Below are 16257 nucleotides of genomic sequence, written 5' to 3'. Positions count from 1 at the left end.
GGCCTCCCTCGCACCCGCGGGGAGGCCGCCGTCACGTGTGCGGCCTCGCTACGGCCGGGTGAAGGTGAGGTGCGTGACGCCGCTCGGGCCCGTCACCGCCTCGGTGCGGAAGCGCTGCTCCAGGCCCTCCAGCCCCGCCCAGAGCGACTCGCCCCGGCCGAGGACGATCGGCACCACGACCACGTGCAGGTGGTCGATGAGGTCGGCCTCCAGGAAGGCGCGGACCGTGCTCGGGCCGCCGCCGATTCGCACGTCCTTGCCGCCGGCCGCTTCGCGGGCCTGGCGCAGCGCCTCCTCGGGCGTCGCGTCGATGAAGTGGAAGGTCGTCCCGCCCTCCATCTCGAGCGTCGGGCGCGGGTGGTGGGTGAGCACGAAGACGGGGGTGTGGAACGGCGGGTTGGAGCCCCACCAGCCCTTCCACTCCTCGTCCTGCCAGGGGCCGCGCTGCGGGCCGAACTTGTTGCGGCCCATGATCTCCGCGCCGATGTCGTCGCCCCAGGCGCGGGCCATCGCCTCGTCCACGCCGGTGTCGCCGCCCTCCTCGCCGTGCATCCGCCGGAACGTCCGGGTGTTGAAGAACCAGCCGTGCAGCCGGTGGGCGGCGTGGCCGAACGGCGCGTCGAGGCTCTGCCCCTCGCCCGTGCCGTAGCCGTCGAGGGAGATCGAGAAATTGTGGACCCGGACCAGGGACATCGGCTTCCTCCGCCGCTCGGCTTCTCGGTGCGGGCGGGCCGCACCCTGTTCGCGGGCCCACGCTAACCCGCGGGTCCGACACCCTGAGGCTCCGTCACCGTCTCTGGCGTGGCGTGGCGTGGCGTGGCGGGGGCGGGGGTGTGGGCGGTGGGTCGCGAGTGGCGGATGTGGAGGAGGGGGAGGGGACCGGCGGAGAAGCAGTGCGCCCGTCACGCTATTGTCGGGCCTTCTTCACGCGGAGCACGCCCAGGTGGGCGATGCTTCGTCAGGCTGCCCGGAGGAGGGCAGCCGGCACGTTCCGAACCTCGGGGGGTTCCCATGACCGTACGCCGCACTCTGTCCGGATTCCTGGCGGCCGGCCTGCTCGCCGGCGCGGCCGCGCTGATCACGACCGTCCCGGCGGGCGCCGCCCCGAGCGGGACGGGCGACCTGCCGTTCGGCTCGGCCACCACCGTCGGCCTGCACAACACCTACGACCCGGCCGCCTTCCCGTACCTGGCCCAGGGGCTGGACACCGGCACCGGGATGATCGAGCTGGACCTCTGGCCGAACATCGTCACCAAGGAGTGGAAGGTCAGCCACTCCAACCCGCTCGGCAACGGCAACAACTGCACCGCCGCGACCACCCCCGCCCAGCTCTACAGCGGCGGCACCAACAAGAACCTGGAGAACTGCCTGGACGACGTCCGGGTCTGGCTCGCCGCGCACCCGGCGGCCGGGCCGCTGGTCATCAAGCTGGAACTCAAGCCGGGCTTCTCCGCCAACCTCGGGATGGGCCCCGACCAGCTGGACGCCCTGATCGCCCAGCACCTCGGCTCCGCCGTGCTGCGCCCCGCCGACCTGCTGGCCAAGCCGGGCGGCGGCTCGTACGCGAGCCTCGACGAGGCGGTGCGGGCGGGCAACTGGCCGAGCCGCTCGGCGCTGGCCGGGAAGGTGCTGCTGTACGCGATCCCGGGCACGGTCGAGCTGGGCAACCCCTTCGACACCCTGCACACCGACGTCGAGTACGGGCGGCACCTGCGCGACCTGGCGGCGGCGGGCCGGCTCGGCCAGGCCCAGGTGTTCCCGGCCGTGCTGGGCGCCGCGGCCGGCGACCCGCGTGGTCAGTACACCGGCGCGGACGCCTCGATCCGGCCGTGGTTCGTGGTCTTCGACGGCGACGCCGCCACCTACGTCAACGGCATCGACACCGCGTGGTACGACAACGCGCACTACCTGCTGGTGATGACCGACGCCCACAAGGTCGCGCCGGAGATCAGCGGCACCGACCCGACAGCCGACCAGGCGCGGGCCCGCATCGAGCAGTTGGCCAAGGCACACGCGAGCATCGTGTCGAGCGACTGGCGCAAGCTGCCGGCGGCGCAGTCCCTGGTCCTGCCGCGCGGCTGACGGCGTGACGCCTGCGGGCCCCGGATGGGCCCGCAGGCGGCCGGCCGCTGCGGTAACCGGCCAGGTCACGTCACCTTCGGGTACGTCGAGTTGACCCGAGGTGAAGAGTTGGATCATCACCGGCAAGCAGTACCACGAGGACTACTACACCGCCGACCACTACGCGACCTTCCGCAAGGTCGACTTCGGCTGCTGACCCGGCCACCGCTCCACCGCAGGGCCCCTAGAAACCGCCACCCCGCGCCGGGGCCCGTCCGTTTCGCCGTCTGCTTCACCGTCCACTGCGCCGTTCGTCTCGCCTGCGCGCCCGCTGTACCGCCCGTCTCGCCGTCCGGGGCCCCGTCCGCCGACCACCCACCGCCGCGCGGTAGCGTCGGCGCCGTACTGTCCGACTCCGGGAGGTTCCCGTGCCGCAGATCCTGGTCGATCACTCGGCCGAACTCGACTTCGACCGCGCGGCCTTGGCCGACGAGGTCCACCAGGCGATCACCGAGGTCATCGATACGACGGTGTCGCAGTGCAAGACCGTCTTCCGCCCCGCCGCGCACCACCGGGTCGGCGACGGCACGACCGGCGAGGCCGTGGTCCTGGTCGAGGTCAAGATCCTGGCCGGCCGCACCGCCGAACAGCGCGCCGAGCTGACCGACCGGGTCCTCGACGCCCTCCGCTCCCGGATAGCCGAGCCTGCCGCCCTCGGCGTCCAGGTCACCGAACTCGACCGCGACACCTACCGGTTCGTCCACCACCCCGGGCACTGACCGGCGGCGGACGCACAACGGTCCCGGGCGCGCGGCCGGTCGGCCGGGCACACGGGACCGCTGTCGTTCGGGCGGGGTCAGTCCGTGGGGCAGTGGGTGCCCGCCGTCGGCACGGTGCCGTCCACCAGGAAGGCGTCGACCGAGGCGCGGATGCACTTGCTCGCGCCGTACGCGGTGTGGCCCTCGCCGTCGCGGGTGAGCAGGACGGCGTTGCCGAGCTCGGCGGTGAGCTTCTCGGACCACGCGTACGGGGTGGCCGGGTCGCCGGTGGTGCCGACGACCACGATGGGCGTGGTGGCCGTCGATGTGATGACGTGCGGCTTCTCGGTGGCGCGGAACGGCCAGATCCGGCAGTCCGGGTCGAAGAGCGCCGCGAGCGGGTCGTGCTTGCTGACCAGCGGGGCCTTGGCGGCGAGGTCGGTGAGCGAGGCCTGCAGCTGGTCGCCGGCCGGGGCGTCGGTGGCGCCGTCGGCGCAGTGGATGGCGGTGTAGGCGTCCACCGAGGGGGTGTAACGGCCGTCCTTGTCACGGCCGTTGTAGCCGTCGGCCAGGGCGAGCAGGTCGTCGCCCTTGCCGCGTACCATCGCCCAGCCGAGGGTGTTGCGCAGCCCGCTCCAGGCCTTCTCGCCGCCGTAGAGGCGGCTGATCACGCCGGTCCACGCCGCGCTGGAGGTCAGGGTGCGGCCCTTCGCGGTCTTCAGCGGCTTGTCCTTGAGCCCGTCGAGGAAGTCGGCGAGCTTCTGCGGGGCCCGGCCGGCGTCGGTGCCGAGCGGGCACGGGTCCTTGGTGACGCAGTCGGCGGCGAAGGCCTTCAGGGCGCGCTCGAAGCCGGCCTCCTGCTCGATGTTGTGCTGCACCAGGGAGAAGGAGGGCGAGGTGGCACCGTCCAGGACGAGCCGGCCGACCCGGTCCGGGAACTCCTCGGCGTAGAGCGAGCCGAGGTAGGTGCCGTAGGACATCCCGAGGTAGCTGAGCTTCTGGTCGCCGAGGGCGCCGCGCAGCACGTCCATGTCCCGGGCGGTGTTGCGGGTGCCGACGAAGGGGAGCAGCTGGGCGTACTTGGCCTGGCAGGCGTCGGCGAGCTGCTTGCCGTGGTCGGCGCCGGGCTCGTCGGTGTTGAGCCAGCCGTCCCGGGCCTGGTCGTCGAGGCACTTGAGCGGGCTGGTGCCGGCCACGCCGCGCGGGTCGAAGCCGACGATGTCGTAGCGCTCGTGCAGCGGGCCGTCGAAGCCCTTGGAGTTGTACGTGACCATCTGGACGCCGGAGCCGCCCGGGCCGCCGGGGTTGAGCAGCAGCGAGCCGATCCGCTGGTCGGGCTTGGTCGCGGGGTTGCGGACCACCGCGACGTCCAGGGTGCCGGTGGCCGGGGTGCTGTAGTCGAGCGGGACCTTGAGGGAGGCGCACTGGAGGGCGGAGGTGTCCCCCTCGCTCTGCGGGTCCTTCGGGCAGGGCGCCCAGGCGAGTTGCTGAGCGTAGAACGCCTGGAGCGCCGGGTCTGCGGCGCCGGTCGGCTTGGCCGTCGGCGTGGGGGTCGGAGTGACGCTCGGCGTTGCGGCGTCGGCGGCGGCCGTGGTGGGCGCGGTCTTGCCGCTGCTGCCACTGGTGCAGCCGGCCAGCAGGGCGGCGGTGGCGACTGCCGCGACGGCGGCGGGCAGGATGCGCCGCGAGGTTCGGGGGATCATGGAATGCACCGCACACAAATATCACCTGGTCATCATCACATCAGTCACCTCGATATTCCGTAGGCGTACCGGACGTGGCCCGGCGGCCTCGCGCCGGACCCGGGGGCGCCCGATTCCACAGGGTCCCGAACGGTGCCATGCTGGGGCCATGACAGACAGCGGTGCGCTCACCCCACTCCGTAAGAGGTCGGAAGTCGGCGGACGGCGGCGGGAGTTGGCCGCGGCGACGGTTGGCTCGGTGGTCGAGTCCTTCGACTGGAACATCTACGCCGTCCTCGCGCCCTACTTCGCGGCAGACCTCTTCGGGCACGGCAAACACGGGGTCGGCGGGGTACTGGGGGCGTACGTGACCTTCGCGGTGGGCTTCGTGGCCCGCCCGGTCGGGTCGTACCTGATCGGCCGGCTCAGTGACACCCGGGGGCGGCGCTTCGCGCTGAGCCTCGGCATGGCGGTGATCGCCGTCGCCAGTCTGGGCATCGCGGCCGTGCCGGGCCAGCGCTCGATCGGGGTCTGGGCGGCGGTGCTGGCGGTCCTCGCGCGGGTGGTGCAGGGACTCGCCTTCGGCGGGGAGGCGCCGAGTGTGGCCGCGTACGTGACCGAGACGGCCCCGCCGCGGCACCGGTTCGCGTTCAGCTCGGTGTCGTACGGCGGGATCATCCTCGGCTCGCTGCTCTCCTTCGGGGTGCTCACGTTGCTGATCCACACCATCGGCAAGTCCGGCCTGGAGAACGGCGGTTGGCGCTGGGGCTTCGTGGTCGCCGCACTGCTCGGGCTGGCCGCCGTCTGGGTACGACGCTCGGCACCGGAGAGCGCGGAGTTCCACCGGGCCCGGGCGAGCGTGGCGGACGGCGCCCGCCCGCCGTTCCTGCGGATGCTCCGCGAGCACCGGTGGGCGGCGTTCACCGTCTTCCTCAACACCCTTGGTGGGACGGTCGGTTACTACTTCGCCCTGGTCTACCTGCCGCAGTACGCCGCCGCCTACCACGTGATCGACAAGGAGTCGGCCGCCTCGTTCATGACCGTGGTGCTCGGCGTCGTGCTGGTCACCATGCTGCTCACCGGCGCCGCCGCCGACCGCTTCGGCCTGCTGCCGGTCGCCCGGATCGGGTTCGCCCTGCCCATCCCACTGGTCGGGGTGCTGCTCGCCGGGCTGCGCCAGGGCTGGCTGCCGTTCCAGGTCGTCGCCGTGCTGCTGGGGATGCTGGTGGCGACGGTGCTCGGCACGCTCAACGTCTTCACCGGGCTGCTGTTCCCGACCGAGGTGCGGGCGGTCGGCCTCGGCGTGGTCAACGCGGCCACCATCGCCGCGTTCGGCGGCACCTTCCCGCTGCTCGCCGAGTGGCTCAGCGACCGGCACTGGCTCGGCGTGATCCCCGGGTACGTCACCCTCTGCACGATGGGCCCGGCCCTCGCGCTGCTGACGGCGATGAAGGTGCCAGGCTTCGCGGCCGCCGTCCGGGACACCGAGACTGTGGCCGGGCGTTCACCGGGAACCGCCTGACGGACGATCATCGACTGTGGTTGAGTGGTCCGGACTTACGCCGAACGGGGAGAGCGAGCGTGGACGTCAACACACCGGGCAGCAGCGCATCGGACAGCAGCGCATCGGACAGCAGGGCTGCGGAGAGCAGCACATTCGGCACCGACGCGTTCGGCACCGACGCGTTCGGCGCCGACGCGTTCGGCGCCGACACATCCGAAAGCTGGCTGACCGAGGCCGGGTTCGAGGAGCCGCCGCAGGCCGACCTGCGCACCGACCGGGCGCACTCCGCCCGGGTCTACGACTACCTGCTCGGCGGCAAGACGAACTTCCCGGCGGACCGCGAGGTCGGCGACCGCGTCATGGCCGACCTGCCCGGCGCGCGCGAGGGGGCGACCGCCGCCCGCGCGGTCATGCACCGGATGGTCCGCCGGCTCGCCGAACTGCACGGCGTCCGCCAGTTCCTCGACGTCGGCACCGGCATCCCCACCACGCCCAACCTGCACGAGATCGTCCAGTCGGTCGACCCGTCGTCGCGCGTGGTCTACGTGGACAACGACCCGATCGTGCTGGCCCATTCGCGCGCGCTGCTCACCAGCACCCCCGAGGGCCGTACCGCCTACGTCCAGGGCGACCTGCGCGAGCCGGAGCAGTTCCTCGCCGACCCGGCGGTCGCCGCCACCCTGGACCTGAACGAGCCGGTCGCGCTGACGCTGATCAACATCGTGCACTTCCTCTCCGACGAGGCCGCGCACCCGCCCGTCCGCAAGCTCCTGGACGCCCTGCCGACGGGCAGCTTCCTCGCGCTGACCGCCGGCACCGGCGACACCTCGCCCGATCGGGCGGAGATCGGCGCCCGCCGCTACGCGGAGGCCGGGATCGAGGTCCACATGCGCTCGCGCGAGGGCGTCGAGCGCTTCTTCGCCGGCCTCGAACTGGACGACCCGGGCGTGGTGCTGATCAACCGTTGGCATCCGGAGCTGGGTGAAGCGCCGTCCCCGGCACTGGCCGACGAGGAGGTCCCGGTGTACGGCGGAGTGGGCCGCAAGGCGTAGCCGACCCGCGAGGCGGAACCGGCCCGCGAGGGGTAGTCGCCTCCGTACGGTCCGCCACCGCCGATATTTCGTCAATTCGACGTCCGTCGAACCCGGAGTGCGCCAAAACCATCGTCTTTACGTGTACGTGTCATTAAAGTGACTGCCCGTCGAACCCCCACTCGACAGGCGGAGAACCCATGACCATTGCACGCAGGTCCATCCTCAAAAGCACCTCGGCGGCCGGAGCCGCCCTGGTGGCAGCAGGCTCGACGGCGGCCGCGCAACCCGCGGCCGCCCAAGCGGCCGACGACGCCCCCACCAGCCCACTCCTGCAGACCACCCCGCACCGCGCCGGAACGGCCGGCGTGACCGGTTTGCACCTACAGTTCGGCACCGACGCCGGCACGGAGATGACCGTCTCCTGGCTCACCCCGCAGTCCGTCCGTCGCCCGCAAGTGCGGTACGGCACGACGGACGGCGGCCTCGGCCGGGTCGTCCAGGCCGAGACCCGCACCTACCGGGACTCGATCGACAAGATCGAGGTGTACGTCCACCACGCACGCCTCACCGGCCTGCGCCCGGGCACCACCTACCTCTACAGCGCAGGCCACGACGGCGCCAACCCCGAGACGGGCACCTTCACCACCGCCCCGCGCGGCCGCGCCCCCTTCACCTTCACCAGCTTCGGTGACCAGGCCGCGCCCAACCTCCGCCGCCTGGTCACGTTCCCTGCCGGTATGCCCTCGCCGCTCGGCAAGTACCCGGTCTTCATGAGCAGCCAGGTCGGCACCTCGGCCTCCGCCGACATCGTCTCGGCCGTCGAACGCGTCGGCCCGCTCTTCAACCTCGTCAACGGCGACCTCTGCTACTCCTCCTACGCCGGGCGCCACGGCCAGAGCCGCACCGCGACCTGGGCCGACTGGTTCATCAGCAACAGCCGCTCCACCCGGCTGCGCCCCTGGATGCCCTGCGTCGGCAACCACGAGAACGAGGGCGGCAACGGCCCGATCGGCGCCCTCGGCTACCAGGCCTACTTCTCCCTCCCCGACTCCACGGCCTCCTCCGACGAGGAGACCCGGGGCATGTGGTACGCCTTCACCGTCGGCTCGGTGCGCTTCATCAGCCTCGCCAACGACGACGTGGCCATCCAGAACTCCGGCGACATCTACCTGCGCGGCTACTCCGGCGGCGCCCAACAGCGCTGGCTGGAACGCGAGTTGCGGACCGCCCGGAGCAGCCGGGCGATCGACTGGATCGTGGTGTGCATGCACCACCCGATGATCTCCAGCTCCATGCACGGCGCCGGCAGCGACCTCGGCATCCGCGAGACCTGGGGCAAGCTGTTCGACGCCTACGGGGTCGACCTGGTGCTGTGCGGCCACGAGCACTACTACGAGCGCTCCCACCCCGTCCGCGGCACCCTGCCCAACGACACCCGCACTCCGGTGCCGACCGAGACCCGCACCGACATGATCGACACCGGGCGCGGAACCGTCCACATGATCATCGGCGCCGGCGGCAACGCCGCCACCACACAGGACGACCTCTTCCCGACGCCCAAGGGCCGGGTGGTCATCGGGCTGGAGGACCCGAAGCCCGGTGCGCCGTACCGGGAGTCGGTCTGGCTCACCGAGGATGCGCCGTGGGCCGCCGTCCAGGACCGCGAACACGCCCACGGCTTCGCGGCCTTCGAGGTCGACCCCGGTGACCGGCGCGGCGGTACCACCACCATGAAGGTCACCTACTACACCTTCGACGGACCGCACGGCGACCTCACCCCGGTGGACACCTTCACCCTCTACCGCCGCCGGACCGACGGGCGCGAGGGCTGACACCCGGCGCGGCTGACACCCGGGCGGGGGGGGGGGCGCCCCCCGCCCGCCGGGGGGGGGGGGCGCCCCCCCGGGGGGGGGCGCGGGCGCGCGGGGGGGGGCGGGGGCGCGGGCGCCGCGGCCGGCCGCGGGGGGGGGGGGTCCCACCCCGGGGGGGGCACCCCCCGGGGGGCCGGGGGCCCCCCCCCCGGGGGGCGCCCCCCCCCCCCGCCCCGGTTCAGTGCCCGTTCAGTGCCGGTTCAGCGCCGGAAGGCGCCGGTCAGCACTTGCCACCAGCTGCGCCGCCGCTGCGCCGGGACGGTCGGGGCCACGCTCCGGCCCGTCCCGCCGGTTCCGTCCTGCGCGCCCGTCCCGGCGGCTCCCGCCGTCGGGACGGCCCGGGCCGCCCGCTCCGCTTCGGCCGCCTGCGCCGCCTGCGCCGCCTGCGCCGCGACCGCCGCCCGCTCCGCCTCCGCGACCGACACCGGGTCCGGGTCGATGTCGCGCGGGGTGAACTCCACGGGCAGCGCCGTCAGGTGCCGGGAGATCCAGGCCGAGCTCCAGGTCAACTCCTCCTCCGGTACGGCGAGTCGGACGTCCGGCAGCAGGGTGAGCAGGATGTCGATGCCGGCCTCGGCGACGTGCCGCCCGATGTCCTGGCCCGGGCACTCGTGCGGCCCCGCGCCGAAGGACAGGTGCGAGCGGTTGCCGTACAGCGGGGCGGCCAGGTCGGGGCGGACCACCGGGTCGACGTTCCCGGCCGCGAGTCCGAGCAGCAGCAGGTCCCCGGCCTTGATCTGCTGCCCGCCGAGTTCGGTGTCGGCGGTCGCCCAGCGGCCGGCCACCAGGGACAGCGGCGGGGAGTCCCACAGCACCTGGTCCAGCGCCTCGCCCAGGGTCATCTGGCCGCCGGACAGGTGGGCGCGGAAGCGCGGGTCGGTGAGCACCATCTTCAGCGAGTCGGCGATCAGGTTGACGGTGGTCTCGTTGGCGGCGAGCAGCACCACCCGAAGGTGCTCCATCACCTCGTCCTCGGTCAGACCGGCCGGGTGTGCCAGCAGACGGCTGGTCAGGTCGTCGCCGGGCTCCTCACGCTTGAGGGCGATGGTCCGGCGCAGGCCGGCCACCACGTACTCGTTGCTGGCGATGGCCGTCTCGGTGCCCTTCATCAAGTCCCGTGCGGCGTTGACCAGTTGTGGCCCGTACTCGTCGGGCATGCCGAGCAGCTTGGTCATCACCAGCATCGGCAGGTGCTCGGCGAACTGGGTGATCAGCTCGGCCCGGCCGGTCGGCCCGACCACCTGGACCAGGTCGGTGGTGAACCGCCGCACGTGGCGGCGGATGCCGCGCCGGTCGAAGCGGTTCAGGCCGTCCAGCACGGCGCCGCGCAGCCGGCGGTGCTCGTCGCCGTCCGCGAACACGCAGATCGGCTGCCAGGCGACCACCGGCAGCAGCGGGGAGTCCATCGGGATCTCGCCCGTGCGGAACGCCGTCCACAGGCGCGAGTCGCGGGAGAACAGCGAGGGGGTGCGCATCGCGGTGATGTTGGCGCCGTGGCCGAGGATCAGCCAGGCCCGGTGGTCGCCGTGCAGCAGCACCGGGGCCACCTCGCCGTACTCGGCGCGCAGCTTCTCGTAGAGGCCGGCCGGGTCGGCCTCGGCCTCCGGCCCGTACAGGCGCCGCAGGCCGCCGGGGCCGATCGGGCCGGTGGTGCCGCCGTGCGCCGGGCAGCCGGGTGGCGGGGTGGGGACGGCGTCGTCGGGGAACGGGGTGCTCACAGGGTCTCCGGTCACAGGGTTCGGGTGGTCGGCGCGGCCAGCTCGTACAGGTAGTGCATCAGCGTCATCAGGGTGTCCCGGCTGGATTCGCGGCTGCGCGCGTCACAGCTGACGATCGGCACGTCGGACGGCAGGTCGAGCGCACCACGCAGGTCCGCGAGCGGGACGCTCGGCGCCTCGGCGAAGCCGTTGACGGCGACCACGAAGGGCACACCGCGCTCCTCCAGCCGCCCGATCACCTCGAAGCTGACCTCCAGCCGGCGGGTGTCGACCAGCACCACCGCGCCGAGGGCGCCCTCGAAGAGGCCGTTCCAGAGGAACCAGAACCGCTCCTGCCCGGGGGTGCCGAAGACGTACAGCACGAGCCGGTCGCTGAGGCTGATCCGGCCGAAGTCCATGGCCACGGTGGTGGAGGTCTTGAGCTCGACCCCGGTCGGGTCGTCCACGCCGACCCCGGCCTGGGTCATGGTCTCCTCGGTGGTCAGCGGGCGGATCTCGCTGACGGAGCCGACCAGCGTCGTCTTGCCGACGCCGAAGCCGCCCACGATCACCACCTTGACCGCCGTGGTGACGGTGTCCGGCAGCAGGTCCGCGCCGACCGGCCCCACCGCCGTGTCAGAGCCGCTGAAGTCCATGGATCACCGCCTCCAACAGGGCCCGGTCGGGAAGTTCCGCCGCCGGCACGGCGGCGCGGGCCTCGATCAGTTCGTCGTCGAGTAGGTCCGCCAGCAGCACGGTGACCACGCTCGTGGGTAGCCCCAGGTAGGCGGAGACCTCCGCCACCGAGAGCGGGGAGCGGCACAGCCGCAGGATGGCCGCGTGCTCGGGCTGCAGGGCGGGGGTCGGCTCCGCGCGGGAGACGATCAGGGTGACCAGGTCGAAGACGCCCGGCCCGGACGGACCGCTGCGGCCGCGGGTGATCACGTACAGGCGGTCGGGCTCGGGGCCGTCCCAGCCGCCCTGGTCTGCCGTCATGCAACCGCCTCACTGTGCTCGTTCATGCGCGTGGCCGTTCATGCGCGTGCCCGTTCATGTGGCCGTCCCGCCGCCGCGCGGGTCCGGGGGCCGGTTCACGCGACCACCTCGGGGTTGCGCGGCGGCGTGGACAGGTGCTCGCCGATCCGGGCCACCAGGTCACGCATCTGGTGGCTCACCAGCCCGGCGTCCACGCCCTCGTCGGCGAGCACCGCGAGGTAGGCGCGGTCACCGGCCGCCATCAGGTAGAAGTAGCCGCCGTCCACCTCGATCACCACCAGCCGCATCGAGCCGTCGCCGTGCGGGAACTCGTGCCCGACCGCGCCGGCCAGGCTCTGCAGCCCGGCGCAGGCGGCGGCGAGGCGGTCGGCGGTGTCCGGATCGGTGCCGTACTGGGCGATCCGCAGACCGTCCGCGGACAGCACGATGACGTGGCGCACGCACGGGACGCTGTGCGCGAGGTCGTTGAGGATCCAGTCCATGTTGCTGCGGTGCGGAATCACTGCTCGCCTTTCCCTGCCGTCTCTTCAGTGGTGTGTCCGGGGCCGGTCTGCGCGGCACCGGGCCGACCGACCCGGCCGACCGGACCGGCGGACGGTCCGGGCCCGGTGCCCTTGATGCCGTCCATGAACGCCTCCAGCCACAGGCCGGGCTGCTTCGGCTCCGTGGCGGGGCGGGGAGCCTGCGCCGCCGGGCCCGCCGCAGGCCCGGCCGTCGGACCGGCGAGCGGCGCGGACGGTTGGGCGGTGCCGCGCGCAGGGGTGGCGAAGGCGGCGCGGCCGGTCGGCCGGTGGCGCCGGCGCTGCGGCAGGCCGGTGGCCGTCCGCTCGGTCACGATCACCTCGTCGTCCCCGGCCGCCGCCGAGACGGACGGCGAGCCCCACGGGCTGGTCGAGCCGTAGGACGGGCCGACGCCGGCCGAGGTGGTCCGGGCGCCCCAGGGCCGCGCCGGGGCCGCGTGCCGGGGCGGGTTCGGCGGGAGCGGACGGGGGCCGGAGAAGGCGCCGATGCCGTGCGCCCGCCCGGTCGGGGGAGCGGTGGTGAGCAGTTCCTGCGGTACGACCAGCACCGCGCGCACACCGCCGTACGCGGAGCGGCGCAGCGACACCTGGAAGCCGTACGCCTGGCAGAGCCGGCCGACGATGGCGAAGCCCAGCCGCGGGGACTCGGTGAGGTCGTCGAAGTCCTTGGAGACCATGGCCTCGCGCATCGCGCGTTCGGCGCGGGCCGTGGCCTCGTCGGTGAGGCCGAGACCGCCGTCCTCGATCTCGATCGCCATCCCGCTCTGCACCTCGGAGGCGCTCAGGTGCACGTGGGTGTGCGGCGGGGAGTAGCGGGTCGCGTTGTCGAGCAGCTCGGCGACGGCGTGGATCAGCGGTTCGACGGCCGGGCCGGTGACCGAGATCTGGGCCACCGGGTGCAGGTCCACCCGCTGGTACTCCAGGATCCGGGACATGCCGCCGCGCAGCACGCTGTAGAGGGCGATCGGCCGGGTCCACTGGCGGCCGGGGCGAGCGCCGGAGAGGACGGCGATACTGTCGGCGAGGCGGCCGGTCAGCGCGTTGCCGTGGTCCAGGCGCAGCAGGTCGTCGAAGACCGCCGGGTCGTTGCCGTGCCGGTCCTCCATCTCCCGCAGGTCCTTGGCCTGCCGGTGGATGATCGCCTGGACCCGGCGGGCGATGTTGACGAAGGCGCGCTCGGCGGAGTCGCGCCGGCTGACCTCGTCGTCGACGGCGACGGCGATGCCGTGCGCGACGGACACCAGGGACTTGCGGAACCTCGGCGACACGGCTACCAGGTCCTGCCCGATCGGGTTCAGCAGGACGTCCATCGAGTACCCGTACCGGGCCCCGGCGACCACCCGGCGCAGCTCGACCTCGGCCAGCCGCGCGAGCTCGTCCTCCTGCCCGGCCAGCCGGCGCTGGAAGTCCTCCGCCTGCCGGACGCTACGGTCCCGCAGTTCGCTCAACGCCCGCCCCCGGCGGGCCGACTCGGCGGCCACCACGGCCACCAGCACGGTGCCCGTCGCCCCGCACCACAGCACCCCGGCCCGGGCCCCGGCGCCCACCAGCGCCGCGGCGACCGCCACGGCCGCGGCCATCACGGCCGTCGGCAGCAGCCAGCCGAGCAGGGGCGCGCGGCGCCGTCTGGCGGGTGACGATCCAGCTCGAAGCATTCAGCATCCTCAAACGATCGGAACAGTACGGGGGACGGACGGCGACCGGCTCCGGAGGCGTGGTGCTGCAGCATAGCCAAGTTCAGGACAATCCTGACCGAAACTCAAAAATACTGTCCCTCAACCGACTTGTGGCAACTTGCCGGACATGCCCGACATCTCGCACACCAGTCCCGCGCCCGGCGGAACGCCGCCCCGCACCAGGCTTCTCGCCCCGCCGCCCCCGCACCGCCAACCCGCCCCGGATTCGCCCATCAGAAGGGTTTCTACGCCAAGTCCCCGCGCGAAAAGCAGAGTTCGTGCTAAGTGGCGGTCGGCGTCGAACGGTGATCACCCGTGCGGGGACGGCGCGGTCATGAGCAACATCTGTTGCGTAGTGAAGCAACGATCATTGACACGTGGCCGCAGCAGTCCCTACAGTGCGGGCCCATGGAGACGGACGATCTTGGTCGGCGGGTGGCGGAGGATGTGGTCGGTGGGGGCGGAGTGGAGGGGCTGCGGCGGCTGTCGGGCGTGATCGAGGCGTTGGAGGAGCGGCGGACGGAGCTGGTGGAGGAGTTGCGGCGCGGGCGCGAGGCCACCTGGGAGGAGATCGGACGGGCCTGCGGGATGACCCGGCAGGGCGCGACGCGGCGGTGGGCCGGGCGGCTGCGGGCGCGGTCGTTCGGGGTCGCGGCGGCGTCGTACCAGGCCGGGCGGCCGGGATACCCGCAGGCGCTCATCGGGTCCGCGGTGCCCCGGGAGGCCCGGCGGGTGCTCGATCTGGGGGCCGGGACGGGCAAGTTGACCCGGCTGCTGGTCGAGGCGGGCCTCGACGTGGTCGCGGTCGAGCCCGACGAGGGAATGCGGGCGCACCTGGCCGCGGCGGTGCCGAAGGCGGCCGTCCGGGCGGGCTCGGCGGAGCGCGTCCCGCTGCCGGACGGGAGCATGGACGCCGTCGTGGTCGCGCAGGCCTGGCACTGGTTCGACCCGGCCGTCGCGGTGCCTGAGATCGCCCGGGTGCTCGCCCCCGGCGGGACGCTCGCCCTGGTGTGGAACGTCCGGGACGAATCGGAGCCCTGGGCCGCCGAACTCGGCGCGCTGATGCACCGGTCGACGCGGCAGCGGATCGACACCAGGCCCGTCCTGCCGGCGCCCTTCGGCCCGCCCGAGCGGCTGGAGATCCGCTGGGAGCACGAGACCACGCGGGCCGGGATCGTGGACATGGTGGCCTCGCGCAGCTACGTCATCGCGCTGCCGGAGGGCGAACGCGTCCGGCTGCTGGCCGACGTCGGGCAGCTGCTCGCCACCCACCCGGACCTGGCGGGGCGGGACACGATCGCCCTGCCGTACCTCACCCGGTGCACCCGTGTCCGCCTCGGCTGAGCCCGGTACGGTGCGTGGGCCCGTCACCGTGCCCCGGCCCGTCACTGTGCGCCGCCTGGGCCGCGCGGATGCCGAGCCGTACCGGGCGTTCCGCCTGGAAGCCCTGCGCGAGACGCCCACCGCCTTCACCTCCCGCCACGCCGAGGAGCGCGCCAAGCCGATGGCCGCGACGTTGCGCCGTCTGACCGAGGCCGAGGACGGGCCGGGCGCCCTGCTCGGGGCCTTCGACGACACGGGCACGCTGGTCGGCACCGCCGGGCTCAAGGTGGCGTCGCGGAGCCAGGAGCGGCACAAGGGCACGCTGTACGGCATGGCGGTGGCCCGCAGCGCCGCCCGGCGGGGGATCGGCCGGGCTCTGGTGCGGGAGGTGCTGCGCACGGCCGCCGAGGACGGGCGGCTGCGGCAGGTGCTGCTGACCGTCTCCGAGGGCAACGAGGCCGCCCTGCGGCTCTACACCGCCTGCGGCTTCGAGGTGTGGGGCCGAGAACCGAGGGCCGTGCTGGTGGACGGGCTGGCCGTCGCGAAGCTGCACATGGTGCGGCTGCTGGACGCCGAGCCGACGGCGGCCGGGCGCTGACAATTGTCATGGCGCACCGGTGCGCGAGCACACTGCCCCGCGCACCGGGCCTGCGCCCACGATGGGTCCATGACCTCCACCGAGACCTCCACTGACCGCGAAACCGGCACCGGCACCGACCCCGATCTGCACCACCCCGACACCCGGCGGGCCTTCCGCACCGTGCGGCGGTTCGTCCTCGCCTACCTCGGCCTCAGCGTGCTGACGCTGGCGGTCGCCTTCGCCCTCCGCGACCACCCTTCCCTCGTCACCTCGGCGGTCTGGGTCCGCGGCACCATCGTCGTGGCCGGCGCCGCCGTGACCCTGCTGCTCACCGCCCGCGCGGCCCGCGGCTCCCGGGGTGCCTTCCGGCGGCTGCGGATCATCTCGGCCGCCATGCTCGCCGCGATCGCTACGATCATCGTCCTGCCGGGGCTCTTCCCGGTCTGGATGAAGGTCGAGCAGGGCCTGTGCGGGCTCGCCCTGCTGGGCGTGGCCGTCCTGGTCAACGGGCGGCACCTGCGTACCCTGTTCGCCAGGCTCTGAAAAGGGGGCGC

At 73.3% G+C, this 16257-nt stretch carries 15 protein-coding genes; 8 read left to right on the top strand and 7 right to left on the bottom strand.

All coding sequences use genetic code 11. The features are described from left to right. Positions 1 to 48 precede the first annotated feature (48 nt). A complete protein-coding gene (locus tag ACIBEC_RS20620) occupies positions 49 to 693 on the bottom strand; it encodes a dihydrofolate reductase family protein (RefSeq protein ID WP_360501787.1) in 645 nt (214 codons plus the stop codon). A 318-nt stretch (positions 694 to 1011) separates the two neighbouring features. Between ACIBEC_RS20620 and ACIBEC_RS20615 the strand changes: the two genes are divergently transcribed. Continuing rightward, on the top strand, positions 1012 to 2082 hold the full coding sequence (locus ACIBEC_RS20615) for a phosphatidylinositol-specific phospholipase C domain-containing protein (protein ID WP_360501790.1): 1071 nt from the start codon (positions 1012 to 1014) through the stop codon (positions 2080 to 2082). 407 nt (positions 2083 to 2489) lie between these two features. Next, on the top strand, positions 2490 to 2840 hold the full coding sequence (locus ACIBEC_RS20610) for an isomerase (protein ID WP_360501792.1): 351 nt from the start codon (positions 2490 to 2492) through the stop codon (positions 2838 to 2840). Between the two features lie 77 nt (positions 2841 to 2917). Here ACIBEC_RS20610 and ACIBEC_RS20605 read toward each other — a convergent pair whose 3' ends face one another. Continuing rightward, on the bottom strand, positions 2918 to 4522 hold the full coding sequence (locus ACIBEC_RS20605; protein ID WP_360501794.1) for an alpha/beta hydrolase: 1605 nt from the start codon (positions 4520 to 4522) through the stop codon (positions 2918 to 2920). A gap of 148 nt (positions 4523 to 4670) precedes the next feature. Here ACIBEC_RS20605 and ACIBEC_RS20600 point away from each other — a divergent pair, with 148 nt between their 5' ends. The 3 genes from ACIBEC_RS20600 to ACIBEC_RS20590 all read left to right on the top strand — a co-directional run bounded on the left by ACIBEC_RS20600 (position 4671) and on the right by ACIBEC_RS20590 (position 8871). Next, positions 4671 to 6023 (top strand): MFS transporter, encoded by a 1353-nt coding sequence (locus ACIBEC_RS20600; RefSeq protein WP_360501797.1) that lies wholly within the window; start codon positions 4671 to 4673, stop codon positions 6021 to 6023. Positions 6024 to 6229: 206 nt separating this feature from the next. Further along, entirely contained in the window at positions 6230 to 7057 is an 828-nt protein-coding gene (locus ACIBEC_RS20595; RefSeq protein ID WP_396288295.1) for an SAM-dependent methyltransferase, read from the top strand. A 179-nt stretch (positions 7058 to 7236) separates the two neighbouring features. Further along, positions 7237 to 8871, top strand: a complete 1635-nt coding sequence (locus tag ACIBEC_RS20590) for a metallophosphoesterase family protein (RefSeq protein WP_360501803.1) — start codon at positions 7237 to 7239, stop codon at positions 8869 to 8871. Between the two features lie 239 nt (positions 8872 to 9110). On the opposite strand, the gene ACIBEC_RS20585 is transcribed toward ACIBEC_RS20590, so the two are convergent. From ACIBEC_RS20585 to ACIBEC_RS20565, 5 genes are all read right to left on the bottom strand, one after another. Continuing rightward, on the bottom strand, positions 9111 to 10628 hold the full coding sequence (locus ACIBEC_RS20585) for a cytochrome P450 (RefSeq protein WP_360501806.1): 1518 nt from the start codon (positions 10626 to 10628) through the stop codon (positions 9111 to 9113). 11 nt (positions 10629 to 10639) lie between these two features. Beyond that, positions 10640 to 11263, bottom strand: coding sequence for an ATP/GTP-binding protein (locus ACIBEC_RS20580; protein WP_360501809.1), 624 nt, complete (start codon positions 11261 to 11263; stop codon positions 10640 to 10642). Continuing rightward, on the bottom strand, positions 11244 to 11603 hold the full coding sequence (locus ACIBEC_RS20575; protein WP_360501812.1) for a DUF742 domain-containing protein: 360 nt from the start codon (positions 11601 to 11603) through the stop codon (positions 11244 to 11246). The genes ACIBEC_RS20580 and ACIBEC_RS20575 overlap by 20 nt, the downstream gene beginning before the upstream one ends. A gap of 95 nt (positions 11604 to 11698) precedes the next feature. Beyond that, positions 11699 to 12085, bottom strand: coding sequence for a roadblock/LC7 domain-containing protein (locus ACIBEC_RS20570; RefSeq protein ID WP_199807809.1), 387 nt, complete (start codon positions 12083 to 12085; stop codon positions 11699 to 11701). 17 nt (positions 12086 to 12102) lie between these two features. Beyond that, on the bottom strand, positions 12103 to 13779 hold the full coding sequence (locus ACIBEC_RS20565; RefSeq protein ID WP_360501815.1) for an ATP-binding protein: 1677 nt from the start codon (positions 13777 to 13779) through the stop codon (positions 12103 to 12105). A gap of 429 nt (positions 13780 to 14208) precedes the next feature. On the opposite strand from ACIBEC_RS20565, the gene ACIBEC_RS20560 reads away from it, so the two are divergent. The 3 genes from ACIBEC_RS20560 to ACIBEC_RS20550 all read left to right on the top strand — a co-directional run bounded on the left by ACIBEC_RS20560 (position 14209) and on the right by ACIBEC_RS20550 (position 16246). After that, positions 14209 to 15144: a class I SAM-dependent methyltransferase gene (locus ACIBEC_RS20560; protein ID WP_360501818.1), complete on the top strand. Its 936-nt coding sequence runs from the start codon at positions 14209 to 14211 to the stop codon at positions 15142 to 15144. Between the two features lie 10 nt (positions 15145 to 15154). After that, entirely contained in the window at positions 15155 to 15721 is a 567-nt protein-coding gene (locus ACIBEC_RS20555; protein ID WP_360501821.1) for an N-acetyltransferase, read from the top strand. A 69-nt stretch (positions 15722 to 15790) separates the two neighbouring features. Next, positions 15791 to 16246, top strand: a complete 456-nt coding sequence (locus ACIBEC_RS20550) for a hypothetical protein (protein WP_360501823.1) — start codon at positions 15791 to 15793, stop codon at positions 16244 to 16246. Positions 16247 to 16257: the final 11 nt, after the last annotated feature.

The sequence above is a fragment of the Kitasatospora sp. NPDC051164 genome, from assembly GCF_044455625.1.
In the GTDB taxonomy this organism is placed as follows: Bacteria; Actinomycetota; Actinomycetes; order Streptomycetales; family Streptomycetaceae; genus Kitasatospora.
Note: the sequence above shows the minus strand (reverse complement) of the source record. Positions and strands in the feature narration are given on the sequence as shown.

What these genes read in the sequence shown, in the direction of transcription:
- ACIBEC_RS20565 (WP_360501815.1), bottom strand. Translation starts at nt 13,779, where the DNA reads ATGCTTCGAGCTGGATCGTCACCCGCCAGACGGCGCCGCGCGCCCCTG.
- ACIBEC_RS20575 (WP_360501812.1), bottom strand. Translation starts at nt 11,603, where the DNA reads ATGACGGCAGACCAGGGCGGCTGGGACGGCCCCGAGCCCGACCGCCTG.
- ACIBEC_RS20600 (WP_360501797.1), top strand. Translation starts at nt 4,671, where the DNA reads ATGACAGACAGCGGTGCGCTCACCCCACTCCGTAAGAGGTCGGAAGTC.
- ACIBEC_RS20615 (WP_360501790.1), top strand. Translation starts at nt 1,012, where the DNA reads ATGACCGTACGCCGCACTCTGTCCGGATTCCTGGCGGCCGGCCTGCTC.
- ACIBEC_RS20550 (WP_360501823.1), top strand. Translation starts at nt 15,791, where the DNA reads ATGACCTCCACCGAGACCTCCACTGACCGCGAAACCGGCACCGGCACC.
- ACIBEC_RS20590 (WP_360501803.1), top strand. Translation starts at nt 7,237, where the DNA reads ATGACCATTGCACGCAGGTCCATCCTCAAAAGCACCTCGGCGGCCGGA.
- ACIBEC_RS20620 (WP_360501787.1), bottom strand. Translation starts at nt 693, where the DNA reads ATGTCCCTGGTCCGGGTCCACAATTTCTCGATCTCCCTCGACGGCTAC.
- ACIBEC_RS20580 (WP_360501809.1), bottom strand. Translation starts at nt 11,263, where the DNA reads ATGGACTTCAGCGGCTCTGACACGGCGGTGGGGCCGGTCGGCGCGGAC.
- ACIBEC_RS20570 (WP_199807809.1), bottom strand. Translation starts at nt 12,085, where the DNA reads ATGGACTGGATCCTCAACGACCTCGCGCACAGCGTCCCGTGCGTGCGC.
- ACIBEC_RS20560 (WP_360501818.1), top strand. Translation starts at nt 14,209, where the DNA reads ATGGAGACGGACGATCTTGGTCGGCGGGTGGCGGAGGATGTGGTCGGT.
- ACIBEC_RS20605 (WP_360501794.1), bottom strand. Translation starts at nt 4,522, where the DNA reads ATGATCCCCCGAACCTCGCGGCGCATCCTGCCCGCCGCCGTCGCGGCA.